This is a genomic window from Pseudomonas sp. 2848 (assembly GCF_003253945.1).
GTDB lineage: Bacteria > Pseudomonadota > Gammaproteobacteria > Pseudomonadales > Pseudomonadaceae > Aquipseudomonas.
On record NZ_QKZD01000019.1, the window covers coordinates 1 to 16,797 of the forward strand.

Sequence of the window (16,797 nt, forward strand, 5' to 3'; positions counted from 1 at the left end):
GTTTCCCCATGTGAGAGTAGGTCATCGTCAAGATTCATTTCGCAAAACCCCTATCTGCGCGAGCAGGTAGGGGTTTTGTCTTTGTGCCCGGAAAACTCATGGCCTGACCGGGCAGCATCGCGAGACCCCGCCTGCTGTCTCCGTGATAAGGTTTCCCGTCAGCATCAACCGCATTCCCGAGAGCACCTATGCCGCAGACCACCTCACTCCACCCGGGTTTCATGATCGTCCAGGGCAATCGCCTGGACGAGCTGCGCAATCTGGTGGTGAGCGTGATGCGCCGCTATCCCCTCGCGCCGCTGGAGAACGAGATTGCGCTGGTACAGAGCAACGGTATCGCCCAATGGCTGAAACTGGCGCTGGCCGAGGACCCGCAAGACGACGATCAGGGCGGTTGCGGCATCGCCGCTGCCATCGATGTGCAGCTTCCAGGCAGCTTCATGTGGCAGCTGTACCGCCGCGTGTTGGGCCGAGATGAAATCCCCGAGGTTTCGCTGCTCGACAAGGCTCCTCTGACCTGGCGCCTGATGCGTCTGCTCCCGGAAGTGATCGAGCGCCCGCACTTCGAACCGCTGCGCCGCTTCCTCACCGACGACAGCGACCTGCGCAAGCGTTACCAGCTAGCTGAGCGCCTTGCCGACCTGTTCGACCAGTACCAGGTCTACCGCGCCGACTGGTTGAAGGACTGGGCAGATGGTGCCCATGTACTCAATACCGCCCGTGGCGAGCGCAAGCCCTTGGCTGCTGGCAATCGCTGGCAGGCCGAGCTGTGGCGGCTCCTGCTCGAGGACGTGGGCGAGGAGGGCATGGCCCAGAGCCGAGCCGGTGTGCACCAGCGCTTCATCGAACGTATCAACAGCCTGGAGCAGGCGCCCCCAGGGCTGCCGGCGCGATTGATCGTGTTCGGCATTTCGTCGCTACCCGCACAGATCCTGGAAGCCCTGGCAGGTCTTGCCCGTTTCAGCCAGGTGCTGCTGTGCGTGCACAACCCCTGTCGTCACCACTGGGGCGATATTGTCGCCGACAAAGACCTGCTGCGGCACCAGTACAAACGCCAGCAACGCAAGCAGGGCATGCCTTTGCACCTGGACGACGAACTGCTGCATCAGCATGCCCATCCACTGTTGGCGGCCTGGGGCAAGCAGGGGCGCGACTACATCAACCTGCTCGACAGCTACGACGATCCAGGCAGCTATCAGAGTGTCTTCAGCGAAGGTCGTATCGACCTGTTCAGTGACGCACAACCCGAGACCCTGCTCAACCAACTGCAGGACGATATCCTTGAGCTGCGGCCTTTGGCCGAGACGCGTACGCAATGGCCAGCAGTCGATCCGGCCAAGGATCGCTCCGTGCGCTTCCACCTGGCCCATAGCCCGCAGCGCGAAGTCGAAATCCTCCACGACCAGTTACTCGCCCGCTTCAGCGCCGACCCGACGCTGCGCCCCCGCGACGTCATCGTCATGCTGCCGGCCATCGACACCTACGCGCCGCATATCCGTGCCGTGTTCGGCCAGCTCGATCGCAACGACCCGCGCTACATTCCCTTCACCCTGACCGACCAGGGCCAGCGTGGTCGCGACCCACTGCTGATTGCCCTGGAGCACCTGCTCAAGCTGCCCGACAGCCGCTTTGCCGTCAGTGAAGTGCTCGACCTGCTGGACGTACCGGCCGTGCGCGCCCGTTTCGCCATCCAGGAAGGCGACCTGCCGACGCTGCATCGCTGGATCGAAGGGGCGGGCATCCGCTGGGGGTTGAGTGCCGAGCAGCGCGCCAGCCTGGGGCTGCCGGAAGGTCTGGAGCAGAACAGCTGGCGGTTCGGCCTGCGCCGGATGTTGCTGGGGTATGCGGTCGGGGTGGGCGAAGGCTGTGACGGCATCGAGCCTTATGACGAGATCGGCGGCCTCGATGCCGCGCTGATCGGGCCGCTGGTCGCGTTGCTCGATGCCCTGGAGGTCGCTTGCCAGGCCCTGACCCAGCCGGCCTCTGCGCCAGACTGGGGCGCACGGCTGCACGCCCTGCTGCAGATCTTCTTCCTGGCCGAGAACGAACACGACGAGCTGCTCCTGGTGCAACTGCAGGACCTGCGCGACACCTGGCTGGAGACTTGCGAGGCGGTTGGCCTGCAGGACCTGCTGCCGCTAACGGTGGTGCGCGAGGCCTGGCTGTCGGGGTTGGACCAGGGCAAGTTGTCGCAACGCTTCCTTGCCGGTTCCGTAAACTTCTGCACCCTGATGCCCATGCGCGCCATCCCGTTCCGTGTGGTCTGCCTGCTGGGCATGAACGATGGTGACTATCCGCGCGCCCAGCCGCCCCTGGACTTCGACCTGATGGCCAGCGACTATCGCCCGGGCGACCGCTCCCGGCGAGAGGATGACCGTTACCTATTGCTCGAAGCCTTGCTGTCGGCACGTGACCAGCTCTATGTCAGCTGGGTCGGGCGCAGTATCCGCGACAACAGCGAGCGTCCAGCCTCGGTGCTGATCGGGCAACTGCGCGATCACCTGGCCGCCGGCTGGCAGCTCGCCGGTGCCAAGGCCGGGTTGCGCGATGACGCTGGACAGCAGTTGCTGCATGCGTTGACCCAGGAGCATCCGCTGCAGCCGTTCAGCCAGCGCTATTTCCAGAAAGGCAGCCCGCTGTTCAGTTTTGCCCATGAGTGGCTGGCCTTGCATCAGGCCGAGGACGGCGCAGCGACCGCCCCTATCGGGCTGTCGCCCTACGTCAGCGATGAACCGCTGAACCTGGTGCAGCTTCAGGACTTCCTGCGCCACCCGGTACGGCATTTTTTCAGCCAGCGCCTGAAAGTGTTCTTCGAAACGTTGGAAGCGCCGACGCCGGACGAAGAACCCTTCGTCCTGGATGCCCTGCAACGCTATGGCCTGAGTGAAAGCCTGCTCGGCGCCGCGCTGGCCGACCCCGACAACGCTGAGCGAGCCCTGCAAGCCCAGGCCCGGAGGCTGCAGGCCTGCGGGCTGCTGCCGTTGGCCGGGTTCGGTGAGGCCTTGCAGGCGGAGCTGATCCAGCCGCTGCCGGACTTGCTGCAACGCCATCGACAGTTGCTGCAGCGCTGGCCGACGCTGGTCGAGGGTGCCCTGCCGATTCACTTCGAACAGGGCGCGCAGCGCCTGGAAGGCTGGCTCGGTCGTGTGTACCAGGGCGAAGACCAAAGCCTGCTGAGCATCGCCACCGTGCCCAATACCCTCAGTGCCGGGCGCAACAGCCTGAAATGGCATCGCCTGATTCCGGCCTGGGTCATGCACCTTGCCGCCTGCGCCTCGGGCTATCCGCTGTACAGCGCGTTGGTGGCCAGCGACCTGACCTTGCTGCTGGCACCGCTGCCGCAGGCCGATGCGACGCAGCGCCTGGGCGAGCTGCTGGTGGCACGCCAGGCGGGGATGAACGCGCCCTTGCCCGTCGCGGCCAAGACCGCCTTCGCCTGGCTGGCCCAGGAGGACCCGGACAAGGCCCTGGCTGCCGCGGCCCGGGCCTACGAAGGTGACGGTCAGAACAGCTTTGGCGAGCGCAGCGAGAGCCTGGCCCTGGCCCGTCAATACCGTGACTTCGCCGCACTGGCCCTCGAGGAAACCTTCGAGGGTTGGTGCGAAACCCTGTATCGCCCCTTGTTCGCGGCGCCCTGGCAAACCCTGGGTAACCCGGAGAGCGCCCAATGACCCAAGCCCGCCCCCTGGCGCTGAGCTTTCCTTTGCACGGCAGCCAACTGATCGAGGCCAGCGCCGGCACCGGCAAGACCTTCACCATCTCGGCCCTGTACCTGCGCCTGATCCTCGGGCATGGCGGCGAGCAGGGCTTTGCCCGCGAGCTGCTGCCGCCGCAGATCCTGGTGGTGACCTTCACCGATGCGGCAACCAAGGAACTGCGCGAGCGTATCCGTGCGCGCCTGGCTGAAACGGCGCGCTTTTTCCGCGGCGAGCTCGAGGACGCCGACCCCTTGCTGCACCTGCTGCGCGAGGATTATCCACCGGCGCACTGGCCACGCTGTGCCAACCGTCTGGAAATCGCCGTGCAATGGATGGACGAAGCGGCGGTGTCGACCATCCACGGCTGGTGCCAGCGCATGTTGCGCGAGCATGCGTTCGACAGTGGCAGCCTGTTCACCCAGAGCCTGGAAACCGATCACAGCGAGTTGCTGGGCCAGGTCATGCGCGACTACTGGCGGCGCTTCTGCTACGGCATGCGTGGCGAGTCGCTGGCCTGGGTGCGTGGCAACTGGGGCAGCCCCGATGCCTTGTTGCCAAGGATCAGGCCACTGTTCGGCCGAGTGCGTGGCCAGGTGGACGATCAGGAGCCGCAAGCCTTGATCGAGGCGACCCTGCGCCAGCGCACCGAGCAGTTGGCCCAGCTCAAGGCCCCTTGGGCCGCCTGGGCCGATGAGTTGCAGCAGATCTGCCGCGATGCCGTGGCGGCCAAGCAGGCGGATGGGCGCAAGTTGCAGGCCCGCTACTTCGAGCCCTGGTTCGACAAGCTGCGCGCCTGGGCCGGTGATGAGCAGGCCATGGAGCTGGACCTGGGCACCGGCTTTACCCGCCTTACCCCGGCGGGCATGGCCGAAGCGTGGAAGGCCGGCGAGCCGCCGCAGCACCCGGCGCTGCACGCCATGGCGGCCCTGCGTGAACAGTTGCAGGGGCTGGCCAGCCCCGATGCGCGCCTTCTGGAGCATGCTGCCGCCTGGGTTTCGGCGCGCTTCGAGGTGGAGAAGCGTCGACGCGCCGAAATGGGCTTCGACGACATGCTGCTGCGCCTTGAGCATGCCCTGGGCAGCGATGCCGGCGAGCGCCTGGCCGCGTTGATCCGCGAGCAGTTCCCGGTCGCGTTGATCGACGAGTTCCAGGACACCGACCCCGTCCAGTACGGCATCTTCGAACGCATCTACCGTATCAGCGAGAACAACCCGGACACCGGCCTGTTCATGATCGGCGACCCCAAACAGGCGATCTACGCCTTCCGCGGCGCCGACATCTTCACCTACCTGGCCGCGCGCCGCGCCACCGCCGGGCGCCTGCACAGCCTGGACACCAACTACCGCTCCAGCCAGGCCATGGTCGCGGCGGTGAACCGGGTATTCCTCCAGGCCGAGGAGCGTGCCGAGGGCCGTGGGGCATTCCTGTTCCGGGCCCATGGCGATAACCCGCTGCCTTTCGTCGAAGTACGCGCCAAGGGCCGTGGCGAGCAATTGCTGGTGGCCGGTCAGCCGAGCGCAGCCCTTTGTTGCTGGCAACTTGAAAGTGATGAGCCGGTCTCCAGTACTTTGTATCGCCAGCAGCTGGCGGCCAGTTGCGCGAGCCATATCGTCGAACTGCTCAATGGCGGGCAGCAAGGCGTCAGTGGTTTCGCTGATGCTGCTGGCAAGCTGCGGCCCTGCTTGCCTTCCGATATCGCCATCCTGGTGCGCGACGGCCGCGAGGCCCAGCTGATCCGCGCCGAGCTGGCCGCCCGCGATGTGCGCAGTGTGTACCTGTCGGACAAAGATTCGGTGTTCGCCGCCCAGGAGGCCCACGACCTGCTGGCCTGGCTCAAGGCCTGCGCCGAGCCGGACTCGGAGCGCCTGCTCAAGGCCGCCCTGGCCAGCCTGACCCTCGACCTGCCGCTGGTCGAACTGGAGCGCCTGAACCAGGACGAGCGGGTCTGGGAGAGCTGGGTCATGCGTTTCCGCCGCTACCGCGACATCTGGCAACGCCAGGGCGTGCTGCCGATGCTGCGCCGCCTGCTGCATGACTTCCAGCTGCCCCGCGCATTGATGGGCCGCAGTGACGGCGAACGCGTGCTGACCAACCTGCTGCACCTGGCCGAGCTGTTGCAGCAGGCGGCGGGCGAGCTGGATGGCGAGCAAGCGCTGATCCGTCACCTTACCGAGCACCTGGCCAACGCCGGGCAAGCGGGCGAGGAGCAGATCCTGCGCCTGGAAAGCGACGAGCAACTGGTCAAGGTGGTGACCATCCACAAATCCAAGGGCCTGGAGTACCCGCTGGTGTACCTGCCTTTCATCTGCACCAGCAAACCGGTGGACGGCCAGCGCTTGCCCCTGGGCTGGCATGATGACCAAGGCGTGGCGCACCTGACCCTGACGCCGAATGCCGAGCAGATCGAGCGCGCCGACGACGAGCGCCTGGCCGAGGACCTGCGCTTGCTCTACGTCGCCCTGACCCGTGCCCAATACGCCTGCTGGCTGGGCGTCGCCGATCTCAAGCGCGGTACCCAGCGCAGCTCGCAACTGCACCGTTCGGCACTGGGTTACCTGCTCGGCGGCGGGCTGCCATTGCCTTCCTCCAGCCAGCTGGGCGAGTGGCTCCAGGCACTGGCAGCGAGCAACCCGGCCATCAGCCGGGAGGCGCTGCCCGAAGTACAGACACAGAGCTATCGCACGCCGGACAGCCAGCGCGAACTCCTGCCGCCGCGCAAGCCACGGCGTGCCGCCGCGGAACACTGGTGGATTGCCTCCTACAGTGCCCTGCGGGTGGGCGACCAGACGCTGATCGCCGACAGCTCCCAGGCCCAGCAACTGCTGGACGACGAGGTGCTGGACAGCCAGCTGCTGCGCGAGGTCCCGGCCGAGGCGGGCGATATCCACCGCTTCCCCCGTGGGCCGAACCCGGGGACCTTCCTCCATGGCCTGCTCGAATGGGCGGGTCGCGAAGGTTTCGCCGAGATCAGCTGCCAGGCCGAGGTGATCGAGCGCACCGTGGGGCGGCGCTGCAATCGACGCGACTGGACCGGCTGGATCCCCACGCTGACGCAGTGGCTGCAGCAACTGCTGCTGCAACCCATGCCGTTGCAGGGTGCCACCCTGACCCTGGCGCAACTGAACCAATACCAGATCGAAATGGAGTTCTGGTTCGCCAGCCACCAGGTCGACGCGCTGCGCCTCGACTACCAGGTGACGCGCCATACCCATGGCGGCGCGGCGCGCCCGGCCGCGCAGCCGACCTTGCTCAATGGCATGTTCAAGGGCTTCATCGACCTGGCGTTCGAGCTCGATGGGCGCTACTACGTGGCCGACTACAAGTCCAACTGGCTTGGCCCCGACGCCGAAGCCTATGGCGACCTGGCGATGGAGCAGGCGATCCTCGAGCACCGCTACGACCTGCAGTACGTGCTCTACCTGCTGGCCCTGCATCGCCAGTTGCGCGCCCGCCTGCCTGACTACGACTACGATCGGCATGTCGGCGGCGCCGTGTTCATCTTCCTGCGCGGCGTCACGTCGGCGGGCCACGGGCTGTATCATGCGCGGCCACCCCGGGCGCTGATCGAGCAGCTCGACGCGATGTTCCGGGGTGAGCTAGAACCTGAACAACAGGACCTGTTTGCCGGAGCCGCGCCATGAGCCGCAACCTCGATGACCTGCTGCCCACGCCGTTGCAGGCGGAGCATCTGAGCGCCCTGGCGCCGCTGAGCGCCAGCCAGGACCTGCTGGCGTTGCTCGATCGTTGGGTCGAGCGCGGTTGGTTGCGTGCCCTGGACCGGGCCTTCGTGAGCTTTCTCGAGGAGCGGGCGCCAGGCAGTGATCCTTTGGTCCTGCTCGCTGCGGCGCTGGCCAGCCACCAGCTGGGGCATGGGCATGTCTGCCTGGACCTGCGCCAGACCCTCGCCGAGCCGGACTTCGCCCTGTCGCTGCCCCCGGAAGGCGATGCCCTGGCCGGACCGCTGCTGCTGCCTTCGCAACTGCTGGCCAGCCTTGACCTGGGCACCTGGCTGCAACGGATTGCCGAGAGCCCGCTGGTCGCGGCGGGCGATAGCGTCGAACAGCGCGCCCGGCCACTGGTGCTCAGCGCCGAGCGTTTGTACCTGCGCCGCTACTGGGCCTACGAGCGGCGGATCGACGGCGCCCTGCATGAGCGCCTGGCACGCCGTCAGCCTCAGCCCGCCGATCTGGCCCAGCGCTTGGCGCAACTGTTCGACGGCGGCTCGGCGGCCGGCGAGGTGGACTGGCAGAAACTCGCCTGCGCCCTGGCCACCCGAGCGGGTTTCAGTGTGATCACCGGCGGCCCCGGCACCGGCAAGACCACCACCGTGGTGCGCCTGCTGGCGTTGTTGCAGGGTCCGGCGGTCGAGCAAGGCCGACCGCTGCGTATCCGCCTGGCGGCACCGACCGGCAAGGCTGCGGCACGCCTGACCGAGTCCATCGGCCAGCAAGTCGAGCGCCTGCAGGTGGACGTTGAGGTCCGGGCGCAGATCCCCACCGAGGTCAGCACCGTGCACCGCCTGTTGGGCAGCCGTCCAGGCTCGCGGCATTTCCGCCATCATGCCGGCAACCCGCTGCCGCTGGATGTGCTGGTGATCGATGAAGCCTCGATGATCGACCTGGAGATGATGGCCAACCTGCTCGATGCCCTGCCGTCCACCGCACGGCTGGTGCTGCTGGGCGACAAGGACCAACTGGCCTCGGTGGAAGCCGGGGCGGTGCTGGGCGACCTGTGTCGCGACGCCGAGGAAGGCTGCTACTGGCCGCAGACCCTGGCCTGGCTGGAGCAGGTGGGCGGGCAGTCGCTGGCGGGCAGCGGCCTGAAACCGGGCGATGGCCAGCGCAATCCGCTGGCCCAGCAGATCGTGATGCTGCGTCATTCGCGGCGTTTCGGCGAAGGCAGCGGCATCGGCCAGCTGGCGCGCCTGGTCAATCGCCAGCAGGCGCTGGAGGCGCGGGCGCTGCTGGCGACCCGGCCTGCGGACGTTCATTGCCTGACCCTGGGCGGCGAACACGACAAGCGCTTCGATCGCCTGTTGCTCGACGGCCTTGGCCAGGGCGGCGAAGGGCCGCAGGGTTACCGTGGCTACCTGCGCACCATCGGCCGCTTGCGCCCGCCACCTGGCACGCCGGGCGACGATCCGCGCTGGGAGCGCTGGGCGGCCGAGGTACTGCAGAGCTTCGAAGCCTTCCAGTTGCTTTGCGCCGTGCGCAGGGGCGCCTGGGGTGTCGAAGGCCTGAACGAACGCGTGGCCCGGGTGCTGCACAATGCCGGGCTGATCGATAGCCAGCAACCCTGGTACGAGGGCCGCCCGGTACTGGTCACCCGCAACGACTACGGCCTCGGCCTGATGAACGGTGATATCGGCATTGCCTTGCGCCTGCCGGACGAGCAGGGCGAAGCGTTGCTGCGCGTGGCCTTCCCGCGCAACGATGGCAGCGGCGGGGTGCGCTTCGTCCTGCCCAGCCGGCTCAGCGAAGTGGAAACCGTCTTCGCCATGACCGTGCACAAGTCCCAGGGCTCGGAATTCAGCCATACCGCGCTGGTGCTGCCCGATGCCTTGAACCCGGTGCTGACCAAGGAACTGGTGTACACCGGCATCACCCGCGCCAAGCAATGCTTCAGCCTGATTGAGCCGCGCGCCGGGGTGTTCGAGGAAGCGGTGGAGCGCAAGGTCAGGCGTGTCTCGGGGCTGATGCTGGAGCAAGTCTGACTCTGGAGTTCGCCGCCGATATGCTATCGTTGCGGCATTATCCGCAAACATTTTGTGAGATTTTCCCCCATGACTGTGGCTGTCTCGGTCTTGAGACGAGTGACGGGTTGTGCGCTCTCGCTGCTGATGGCCACACTGTTGTCGACCGGCGCTCCCGCCTGGGCGGGCACTGCCGTGTCGGACGCGCAGGCGCAGCAACGGGCCAGGGCCGTGACCCAGGTGGTACTGGGGATCCTCAGCTACGCACGCTGGCCTGCCGACCCCAACCCCTTGCGCCTGTGCCTGGTCGGCCCCACCGAGTACGCCGATGACTTGATCAAGGGCAACGTGCAGAGCTCCGGGCAACCCCTGCAGGTGCGTCGTCTGCTGGCCGACGACCCGAGCGTGGCCAGCGCCTGCGATGCCATCTACCTGGGCAAGCTCGACAAGCTGGAGCGCGAGCGGCTGTTCCAGCGGGTCAACGGTCATCCGCTGCTGAGCATCAGCGAGGCCGATGACCCGTGCACGGTGGGTAGCCTGTTCTGCCTGCGGGTCAGCGACCAGCAGGTGGCGTTCGACGTCAACCTCGACTCGGTAGCGCGCAGCGGTGTGCGCATCCACCCCAGCGTGCTGCAGCTGTCGCGACGGCGGGCAGGGCAGCCATGAAGCGTTCAGCCAAGCGCTTCAGCCGGCCGACCCTGCGTGCCGTGCTCGGCCGTCGTCACCTGAGCGTGGCGCTGCTCGCCGCAGGCTTGGCCGGTGTGCTGGTGACCCTGCTCGGCGTGGCGGCGTTGCGCGTCTATGCCAATCACAACCTGCACCTGATCGCCCGCTCCATCAACTACACCGTCGAAGCTGCGGTGGTGTTCGACGACAGTGCCGCGGCCAATGAAGCACTGGCATTGATCGCCTCCACCGAGGAAGTCGCCGACGCCAAGGTCTACGACAACGATGGCGAACTGCTCGCCCATTGGCAGCGTGATACGCCCGGCGTGATGGCGCAGTTGCAGACCCTGGTGGCGCGCAGCCTGCTGGAAGAGCCGATCAACATGCCGGTGCAACACATGGGCCAGCGCGTCGGGCATATCGAGTTGACCGGGCAGGGCGGTAGCCTGGTGCGCTTCCTGCTCAGCGGCCTGGTCGGGATCCTGGTGTGCACGGTGCTCAGTGCGGTGCTGGCGCTGTACCTGTCTCGGCGCCTGTTCGGCGACATCATCCGGCCCCTGCGCAACCTGGCCAGTGTTGCCCATGCGGCGCGGCGCGAGCGCAGTTTCGACCGCCGCGTGCCGGAAACCCAGATCGCCGAGCTCAACGAGCTGGGCAACGACTTCAATGCCCTGCTCGATGAGCTGGAGGTGTGGCAGAGCCACCTGCAAAGCGAGAACGAAACCCTCGCCCACCAGGCCAGCCACGACAGCCTGACCGGCCTGCCCAACCGCGCCTTCTTCGAAGGACGGCTGAGTCGCAGCCTGCGCAACGCCGCACGCACGGAAGATCACCTGGCCCTGTTGTTCCTCGACAGCGACCATTTCAAGCAGATCAACGACAGCCTCGGCCATGCGGTGGGTGACGAAGTGCTGATCAGCGTGGCCAGCCGGGTGCGTGCGCAACTGCGCGAGCATGACCTGGTGGCGCGCCTGGGCGGTGACGAGTTCGCCGTGCTGCTGACGCCGCTGCACTCGCGTGAGGATGCCAAGCGCATCGCCGAGAAAATCGTCGCCAGCATGAGGCTGCCGGTGCAGCTGGAGGACGGCAACAGCCTCACCACGTCGCTGAGCGTGGGAATAGCCTATTACCCGGACGACGGCCGTGACCCGGCCAGTCTGCTCAATGCCGCCGATGCGGCGATGTACCAGGCCAAGCGCAATCGCCGCGGCCATTGGCAAGTGGCACAGACGGAACGCTGTGCCAACGATGCAAAGAACAGGAGCTGAACCGTGACCAAGCGTTTTTCCCTACTGCGTTTCCCGTTATTCACCCTGCTGCTGGCGCTGTTCGCCCTGGCCGGCTGCCAGAGCGTGCCGCCCAAGGGGCTGACACCCGAGCAGGTCGCCGTGCTCAAGCGCGAGGGCTTCGCCCCGACCGATGACGGCTGGGCGTTCGACCTGTCCGGCAAGGTGCTGTTCGGCAGCGACCTGGACAGCCTCAACAGCCAGAGCGAGTCGATCGTCGAGCGTATCGGCAAGGCATTGCTTTCGGTGGATATCCAGCGCGTGCGCATCGACGGCCACGCCGACGCCTCGGGCAAGGCCGCCTACAACCAGCAGTTGTCCGAGCGCCGCGCGCAGAGCGTGGCCAAGGCTTTGGCCGGCATCGGCATGCAGCCGCAGAACATCCAGACCCGCGGCATGGGCAGCAGCCAGCCGGTGGCGGACAACCGTACCGCCGCAGGGCGCATGGAGAATCGCCGCGTGTCGATCGTGGTGGGGTCGGAGTGATACCGACATCGCGGGGCAAGCCCCGCGATGATGCCTACCCTCAATCCCGAGCGAACTTCATCTCCCGCGTCTCCCCCATCAACAACGGCGCATTGGCCTCGGTCACCTCACGGATGTAATCCCACAGCAGGGTGATCCGCTTCAACTTGCGCAGGTCCTCCCGGCAGTACATCCAGAACTGCCGCGTCACCTCGATCTGCTTCGGCAGCACCGTCACCAGGCGTGGATCCTGCGCCGCCAGGAAGCACGGCAGGATCGCCAGCCCACGCCCCTGCAACGCTGCTGTGTACTGGGCGATCACGCTGGTGCTGCGCAGGTGCGCGTTGGCGTTGGGGATCAAGTTGGCCAGGTACAGCAACTCCGAGCTGAAGGCCAGGTCGTCCACGTAGCTGATGAACGGGTGGCGCCCCAGGTCGGCGATCTCGCGAATTGGCTCGTGGAGATCCAGGTAGTCCTGGGTGGCATACAGGCGCAGGCGATAGTCGCACAGCTTGCAGCACACGTAAGGACCGTGTTCCGGGCGCTCCAGGGCGATGACGATATCGGCTTCGCGCTTGGACAGGCTGATGAAGTGCGGCAACGGCAGGATGTCCACCGAGATCGCCGGCCAGGCATCGACGAAGTGGCTCAACTGCGGGGTGACGAAGAAGCTGCCGAAGCCTTCGGTGCAGCCCATGCGCACATGCCCCGACAATGCCACGCCCGAGCCCGAGACTTGCTCGCAAGCCATGTGCAGGGTGCTCTCGATCGACTCGGCATAGCCCAGCAGGCGCTGGCCTTCGGCGGTGAGGACGAAGCCGTTGGTCCGCGACTTCTCGAACAGCAAAGTGCCCAGCGCCCCTTCCAGTGAACCGATGCGCCGCGACACCGTGGTGTAGTCCACGGCCAGGCGCTTGGCCGCACTGCTGGCCTTGCGGGTGCGCGCTACCTCAAGAAAGAACTTGAGGTCGTCCCAGTTCAGCGCGCTCAGGGAGGTGAGGTCTTTTTGCATGATGATCCGGTTTTTTTGTGCATTCTTGTTGGATGTTTGCACATCTATACTCGAACTCAGCCCCTAAGCGCCACCCCGTGTTCGCTCCGGCGTAGGCGTCCTCGTTCCGACAATAATTCCAAGGAGAGCGCAGATGAACGCACCCCAGACGCCCGACCAGACCAAGGTCGAGCAGGTCAAGCTGCTGATCGACGGCCAATGGGTCGAGTCGAAGACCACCGAGTGGCGTGACATCGTCAACCCGGCCACCCAGCAAGTGCTGGCGCGGGTGCCGTTCGCTACCGTCGAGGAAGTGAACGCCGCGGTAGCCGCTGCCGAGCGTGCCTTCAAGACCTGGCGCGACACTCCCATCGGCGCGCGCATGCGCATCATGCTCAAGCTGCAGGCGCTGATCCGCGAACACAGCAAGCGCATCGCCGTGACCCTCAGCGCCGAACAGGGCAAGACCATCGCCGACGCCGAGGGCGATATCTTCCGCGGCCTGGAAGTGGTCGAGCACGCCGCCTCCATCGGCACCCTGCAGATGGGTGAGTTCGCCGAAAACGTCGCCGGCGGCGTCGACACCTATACCCTGCGCCAGCCGATCGGCGTGTGCGCCGGCATCACCCCGTTCAACTTCCCGGCGATGATCCCGCTGTGGATGTTCCCGATGGCCATCGTCTGCGGCAACACCTTCGTGCTCAAGCCATCCGAGCAGGACCCGCTGTCGACCATGATGCTGGTCGAGCTGGCGCTGGAGGCTGGCATCCCCGCCGGTGTGCTCAACGTGGTGCACGGTGGCAAGCAGGTGGTCGACACGATCTGTACCCACCAGGACATCAAGGCGATCTCTTTCGTCGGCTCGACCGAAGTCGGCACCCACGTCTACAACCTGGGCAGCCAGCACGGCAAGCGCGTGCAGTCGATGATGGGCGCCAAGAACCACGCCGTGGTGCTGCCCGACGCCAACCGTACCCAGACCATCAACGCTCTTGTCGGCGCCGCCTTCGGCGCGGCCGGCCAGCGCTGCATGGCCACCTCGGTGGCGGTGCTGGTGGGCAAGGCCCGCGAATGGCTGCCGGATATCAAGGACGCGGCCAGCAAGCTCAAGGTCAACGCCGGCAACGAGCCGGGCACCGATGTCGGCCCAGTGGTTTCAAAGCGCGCCAAGGAGCGCGTGCTGGGCCTGATCGAGAGCGGCATCAAGGAAGGCGCCAAGCTCGAGCTCGACGGTCGTGACGTCAAGGTGCCGGGCTACGAGCAAGGCAACTTCGTCGGCCCGACCCTGTTCTCCGGGGTGAAGACCGACATGCAGGTCTACACCCAGGAAATCTTTGGCCCGGTGCTGGTGACCCTGGAGGTCGACACCCTCGACGAGGCCATCGCCCTGGTCAACGCCAACCCGTTCGGCAATGGCACCGGCCTGTTCACCCAGAGCGGCGCGGCGGCGCGCAAGTTCCAGAGCGAGATCGACATCGGCCAGGTCGGCATCAACATCCCGATCCCGGTACCGGTGCCGTTCTTCAGCTTCACAGGTTCCCGCGGTTCCAAGCTCGGCGACCTCGGCCCGTACGGCAAGCAGGTGGTGCAGTTCTACACTCAGACCAAGACCGTCACCGCCCGCTGGTTCGACGATGACAGCGTCAATGACGGTGTGAACACCACCATCAGCCTGCGCTAAGGAGCTCGTCATGCGTATCGCATTCATTGGCCTGGGCAACATGGGCGCGCCCATGGCCCGCAACCTGATCAAGGCCGGGCACCAGCTCAACCTGTTCGACCTGAACAAGACCGTGCTGGCCGAGCTCGCCGAGCTGGGCGGTCAGGTCAGCACCTCGCCCAAGGACGCCGCCGCCAACAGCGAGCTGGTGATCACCATGCTGCCGGCTGCCGCTCATGTGCGTGGCGTGTACCTGGACGAAGAAACCGGCGTGCTGGCCGGCATTCACCCCGGCACTCCGACCGTGGACTGCAGCACCATCGATCCGCAGACCGCCCGTGAGGTCTCCAAGGCCGCGGCGGCCAAGGGCATCGACATGGGTGATGCGCCGGTCTCCGGCGGCACCGGTGGCGCAGCCGCCGGCACCCTGACCTTCATGGTCGGCGCCAGCGCCGAGCTGTTCGCCACCCTCAAGCCGGTGCTGGAGCAGATGGGCCGCAATATCGTGCATTGCGGCGAAGTCGGCACCGGGCAGATCGCCAAGATCTGCAACAACCTGCTGCTGGGCATCTCGATGATCGGCGTGTCCGAGGCCATGGCCCTGGGCAATGCGCTGGGCATCGACACCAAGGTGCTGGCCGGGATCATCAACAGCTCGACCGGACGTTGCTGGAGTTCGGACACCTACAACCCGTGGCCCGGCATCATCGAGACTGCCCCGGCTTCACGGGGCTACACCGGCGGCTTCGGCGCCGAGCTGATGCTCAAGGACCTGGGGCTGGCCACCGAGGCCGCGCGCCAGGCGCACCAGCCGGTGATCCTGGGTGCCGTGGCCCAGCAGCTGTACCAGGCCATGAGCCTGCGCGGCGAGGGTGGCAAGGATTTCTCGGCGATCGTCGAGGGGTACCGCAAGAAGGATTGACCCGCGAGTGGACTTGATCGCGGATCGCATGGCCTTCCCCCTTGTAACTGCGCACCTTGGGGGAAGAGCATGCGATTCGCGATTTTTTTTTCGGCAGAACGGGCGTTTGGATCGTGGGAGCGGGCTTGCCCCGCGATGACTTCAAATCAGGCGACGGCGTTGTCCCGCCTGACGTCATCGCGGGGCAAGCCCGCTCCCACGATTACCGCTTCAGGCAAACACGAAGTACTTGCGCACCGTCTCGACCACTTCCCAGGTCCCTTTCATCCCCGGCTCGATCACGAACACATCCCCCGCCTTCAGATGCTTCGGCTCCTCGCCTTCCGGGGTGACGATGCAGTAGCCATCGAGGAAATGGCAGTACTCCCACTTCTCGTAGTTGACCTCGAACTTGCCCGGCGTGCAGATCCAGGTGCCCATGATCTTGCTGCCGTCGGCGGACAGGTAGGCGTTGAGGTTGACGGTGTGCGGATCGCCGCCGATGCGCTTCCACTTGGTCGCGTCGACCACCGGGGTCGGGCAGGTTTCGCGCAGGACGGTGATGAAATCGGACATGGCGTGGCTCCAGGTAACAGGTGAGATGACGCGTCACCATAGGGCCATCGACGTACGGGCAGTTGCCTGGGCTCGACGTCCAACTGCCTGCCTGCGCTATGCCGGCATCTGCGCCTTGCAGTAATAAACGTAAGCCGCCACCTGTTCGGGCCAGGCTGCAAGCTGCTCGGCAGCCTCGCCCAGGTAGGCGGCACGCGCATTGGCCAACACTTGGCGATAAGTCTGGGGCAGGCGTGGCAGCAACCAGTCGGCGGCCACGTCCTTGGCTGCGATATCTCCAGTTTCCAGGCTGTACCAGATACGCGCCAGAGCCAGGACCACGGTGCGCTCATCGCCGGTCCAGTCGTCAGGGCTGTTCCATTGCGCGAGGGTGTCACGCAATGCTCTGACCAGATCCTCCTGGGGAATGGGGTCAAACCACTGAACGGCGCTGGGCCCCAGCAGGCCAATACTATGTTGGCGGGCCTTTGTCAGCAAAATGGCCAGGTCGGGGTCGACCTGTGCCGGCTCCACTTCACCTGCCAGCAAGGGCGTGCGCAGCCATTCACCGAACTGCAGTTCACGCCGGGCAGGATAGCGCCAGGGATGAATCTCATCGTGAACCAGCAGCGTCACTTCGAGTGCTCGCAGGTCAGGGCGGCTGCCAGGTGGGGCCGAGACATCGAGCAGGTCGAGCATCAGCGCATGGCGCGCCTCAGGGGCCAATGGGCTCGCCACGGTCACCAGCAGGTCCAGATCGCTCTCGGGCTTCAGGCCACCGGCCACTGCGGACCCGTAAAGATGGATGGACAGCAGGTGCTCGCCCAGGTGTCGGGTGAGAACCTCCTGGGTTGCGTGCAGTTGAGCGTCGATCATGATGTGC

At 66.1% G+C, this 16,797-nt stretch carries 11 protein-coding genes; 8 read left to right on the forward strand and 3 right to left on the reverse strand.

The genetic code is table 11. The features are described 5' to 3' along the window. Positions 1-188 precede the first annotated feature (188 nt). From recC to DFS21_RS25130, 6 genes are all read left to right on the forward strand, one after another. Complete coding sequence (recC, locus tag DFS21_RS25105) at positions 189-3,671, forward strand: exodeoxyribonuclease V subunit gamma (RefSeq protein WP_111533385.1); 3,483 nt, start codon at positions 189-191, stop codon at positions 3,669-3,671. Beyond that, positions 3,668-7,339 carry an exodeoxyribonuclease V subunit beta gene (recB, locus tag DFS21_RS25110; RefSeq protein ID WP_110704050.1) on the forward strand — a complete coding sequence of 1,224 codons (3,672 nt, stop codon included), beginning with the start codon at positions 3,668-3,670 and terminating at the stop codon, positions 7,337-7,339. The genes recC and recB overlap by 4 nt, the downstream gene beginning before the upstream one ends. Further along, positions 7,336-9,411, forward strand: a complete 2,076-nt coding sequence (gene recD / locus DFS21_RS25115; protein WP_110704052.1) for an exodeoxyribonuclease V subunit alpha — start codon at positions 7,336-7,338, stop codon at positions 9,409-9,411. Before recB ends, recD begins: the two co-directional genes overlap by 4 nt. Before the next feature lie 69 nt (positions 9,412-9,480). Next, positions 9,481-10,056, forward strand: a complete 576-nt coding sequence (locus DFS21_RS25120) for a YfiR family protein (protein ID WP_110704054.1) — start codon at positions 9,481-9,483, stop codon at positions 10,054-10,056. After that, positions 10,053-11,324, forward strand: a complete 1,272-nt coding sequence (locus DFS21_RS25125) for a diguanylate cyclase domain-containing protein (protein WP_110704056.1) — start codon at positions 10,053-10,055, stop codon at positions 11,322-11,324. Before DFS21_RS25120 ends, DFS21_RS25125 begins: the two co-directional genes overlap by 4 nt. 3 nt (positions 11,325-11,327) lie before the next feature. After that, a complete protein-coding gene (locus DFS21_RS25130) occupies positions 11,328-11,828 on the forward strand; it encodes an OmpA family protein (protein ID WP_256591634.1) in 501 nt (166 codons plus the stop codon). Positions 11,829-11,868: 40 nt separating this feature from the next. Here the strand turns inward: DFS21_RS25130 and DFS21_RS25135 are convergent, their stop codons facing one another. Continuing rightward, entirely contained in the window at positions 11,869-12,819 is a 951-nt protein-coding gene (locus tag DFS21_RS25135) for a LysR family transcriptional regulator (RefSeq protein WP_110704058.1), read from the reverse strand. A 133-nt stretch (positions 12,820-12,952) separates the two neighbouring features. Between DFS21_RS25135 and DFS21_RS25140 the strand changes: the two genes are divergently transcribed. Beyond that, entirely contained in the window at positions 12,953-14,479 is a 1,527-nt protein-coding gene (locus DFS21_RS25140) for a CoA-acylating methylmalonate-semialdehyde dehydrogenase (protein ID WP_102684567.1), read from the forward strand. Positions 14,480-14,489: 10 nt separating this feature from the next. Further along, positions 14,490-15,380, forward strand: coding sequence for a 3-hydroxyisobutyrate dehydrogenase (mmsB, locus tag DFS21_RS25145; protein ID WP_102684566.1), 891 nt, complete (start codon positions 14,490-14,492; stop codon positions 15,378-15,380). A 210-nt stretch (positions 15,381-15,590) separates the two neighbouring features. Here the strand turns inward: mmsB and DFS21_RS25150 are convergent, their stop codons facing one another. Both DFS21_RS25150 and DFS21_RS25155 read right to left on the reverse strand, forming a co-directional pair. Next, the gene (locus tag DFS21_RS25150; protein WP_023631693.1) at positions 15,591-15,935 is read right to left on the reverse strand and encodes a cupin domain-containing protein; all 345 of its coding nucleotides are present in this window, start codon (positions 15,933-15,935) and stop codon (positions 15,591-15,593) included. A 96-nt stretch (positions 15,936-16,031) separates the two neighbouring features. After that, the gene (locus DFS21_RS25155; RefSeq protein WP_110704060.1) at positions 16,032-16,790 is read right to left on the reverse strand and encodes an aminoglycoside adenylyltransferase family protein; all 759 of its coding nucleotides are present in this window, start codon (positions 16,788-16,790) and stop codon (positions 16,032-16,034) included. Positions 16,791-16,797 lie beyond the last annotated feature (7 nt).

Coding starts and splice junctions, on each gene's coding strand:
- mmsB (WP_102684566.1), top strand. CDS start 14,490: ATGCGTATCGCATTCATTGGCCTGGGCAACATGGGCGCGCCCATGGCC.
- DFS21_RS25120 (WP_110704054.1), top strand. CDS start 9,481: ATGACTGTGGCTGTCTCGGTCTTGAGACGAGTGACGGGTTGTGCGCTC.
- DFS21_RS25155 (WP_110704060.1), bottom strand. CDS start 16,790: ATGATCGACGCTCAACTGCACGCAACCCAGGAGGTTCTCACCCGACAC.
- DFS21_RS25125 (WP_110704056.1), top strand. CDS start 10,053: ATGAAGCGTTCAGCCAAGCGCTTCAGCCGGCCGACCCTGCGTGCCGTG.
- recC (WP_111533385.1), top strand. CDS start 189: ATGCCGCAGACCACCTCACTCCACCCGGGTTTCATGATCGTCCAGGGC.
- DFS21_RS25140 (WP_102684567.1), top strand. CDS start 12,953: ATGAACGCACCCCAGACGCCCGACCAGACCAAGGTCGAGCAGGTCAAG.
- DFS21_RS25135 (WP_110704058.1), bottom strand. CDS start 12,819: ATGCAAAAAGACCTCACCTCCCTGAGCGCGCTGAACTGGGACGACCTC.
- recD (WP_110704052.1), top strand. CDS start 7,336: ATGAGCCGCAACCTCGATGACCTGCTGCCCACGCCGTTGCAGGCGGAG.
- recB (WP_110704050.1), top strand. CDS start 3,668: ATGACCCAAGCCCGCCCCCTGGCGCTGAGCTTTCCTTTGCACGGCAGC.
- DFS21_RS25150 (WP_023631693.1), bottom strand. CDS start 15,935: ATGTCCGATTTCATCACCGTCCTGCGCGAAACCTGCCCGACCCCGGTG.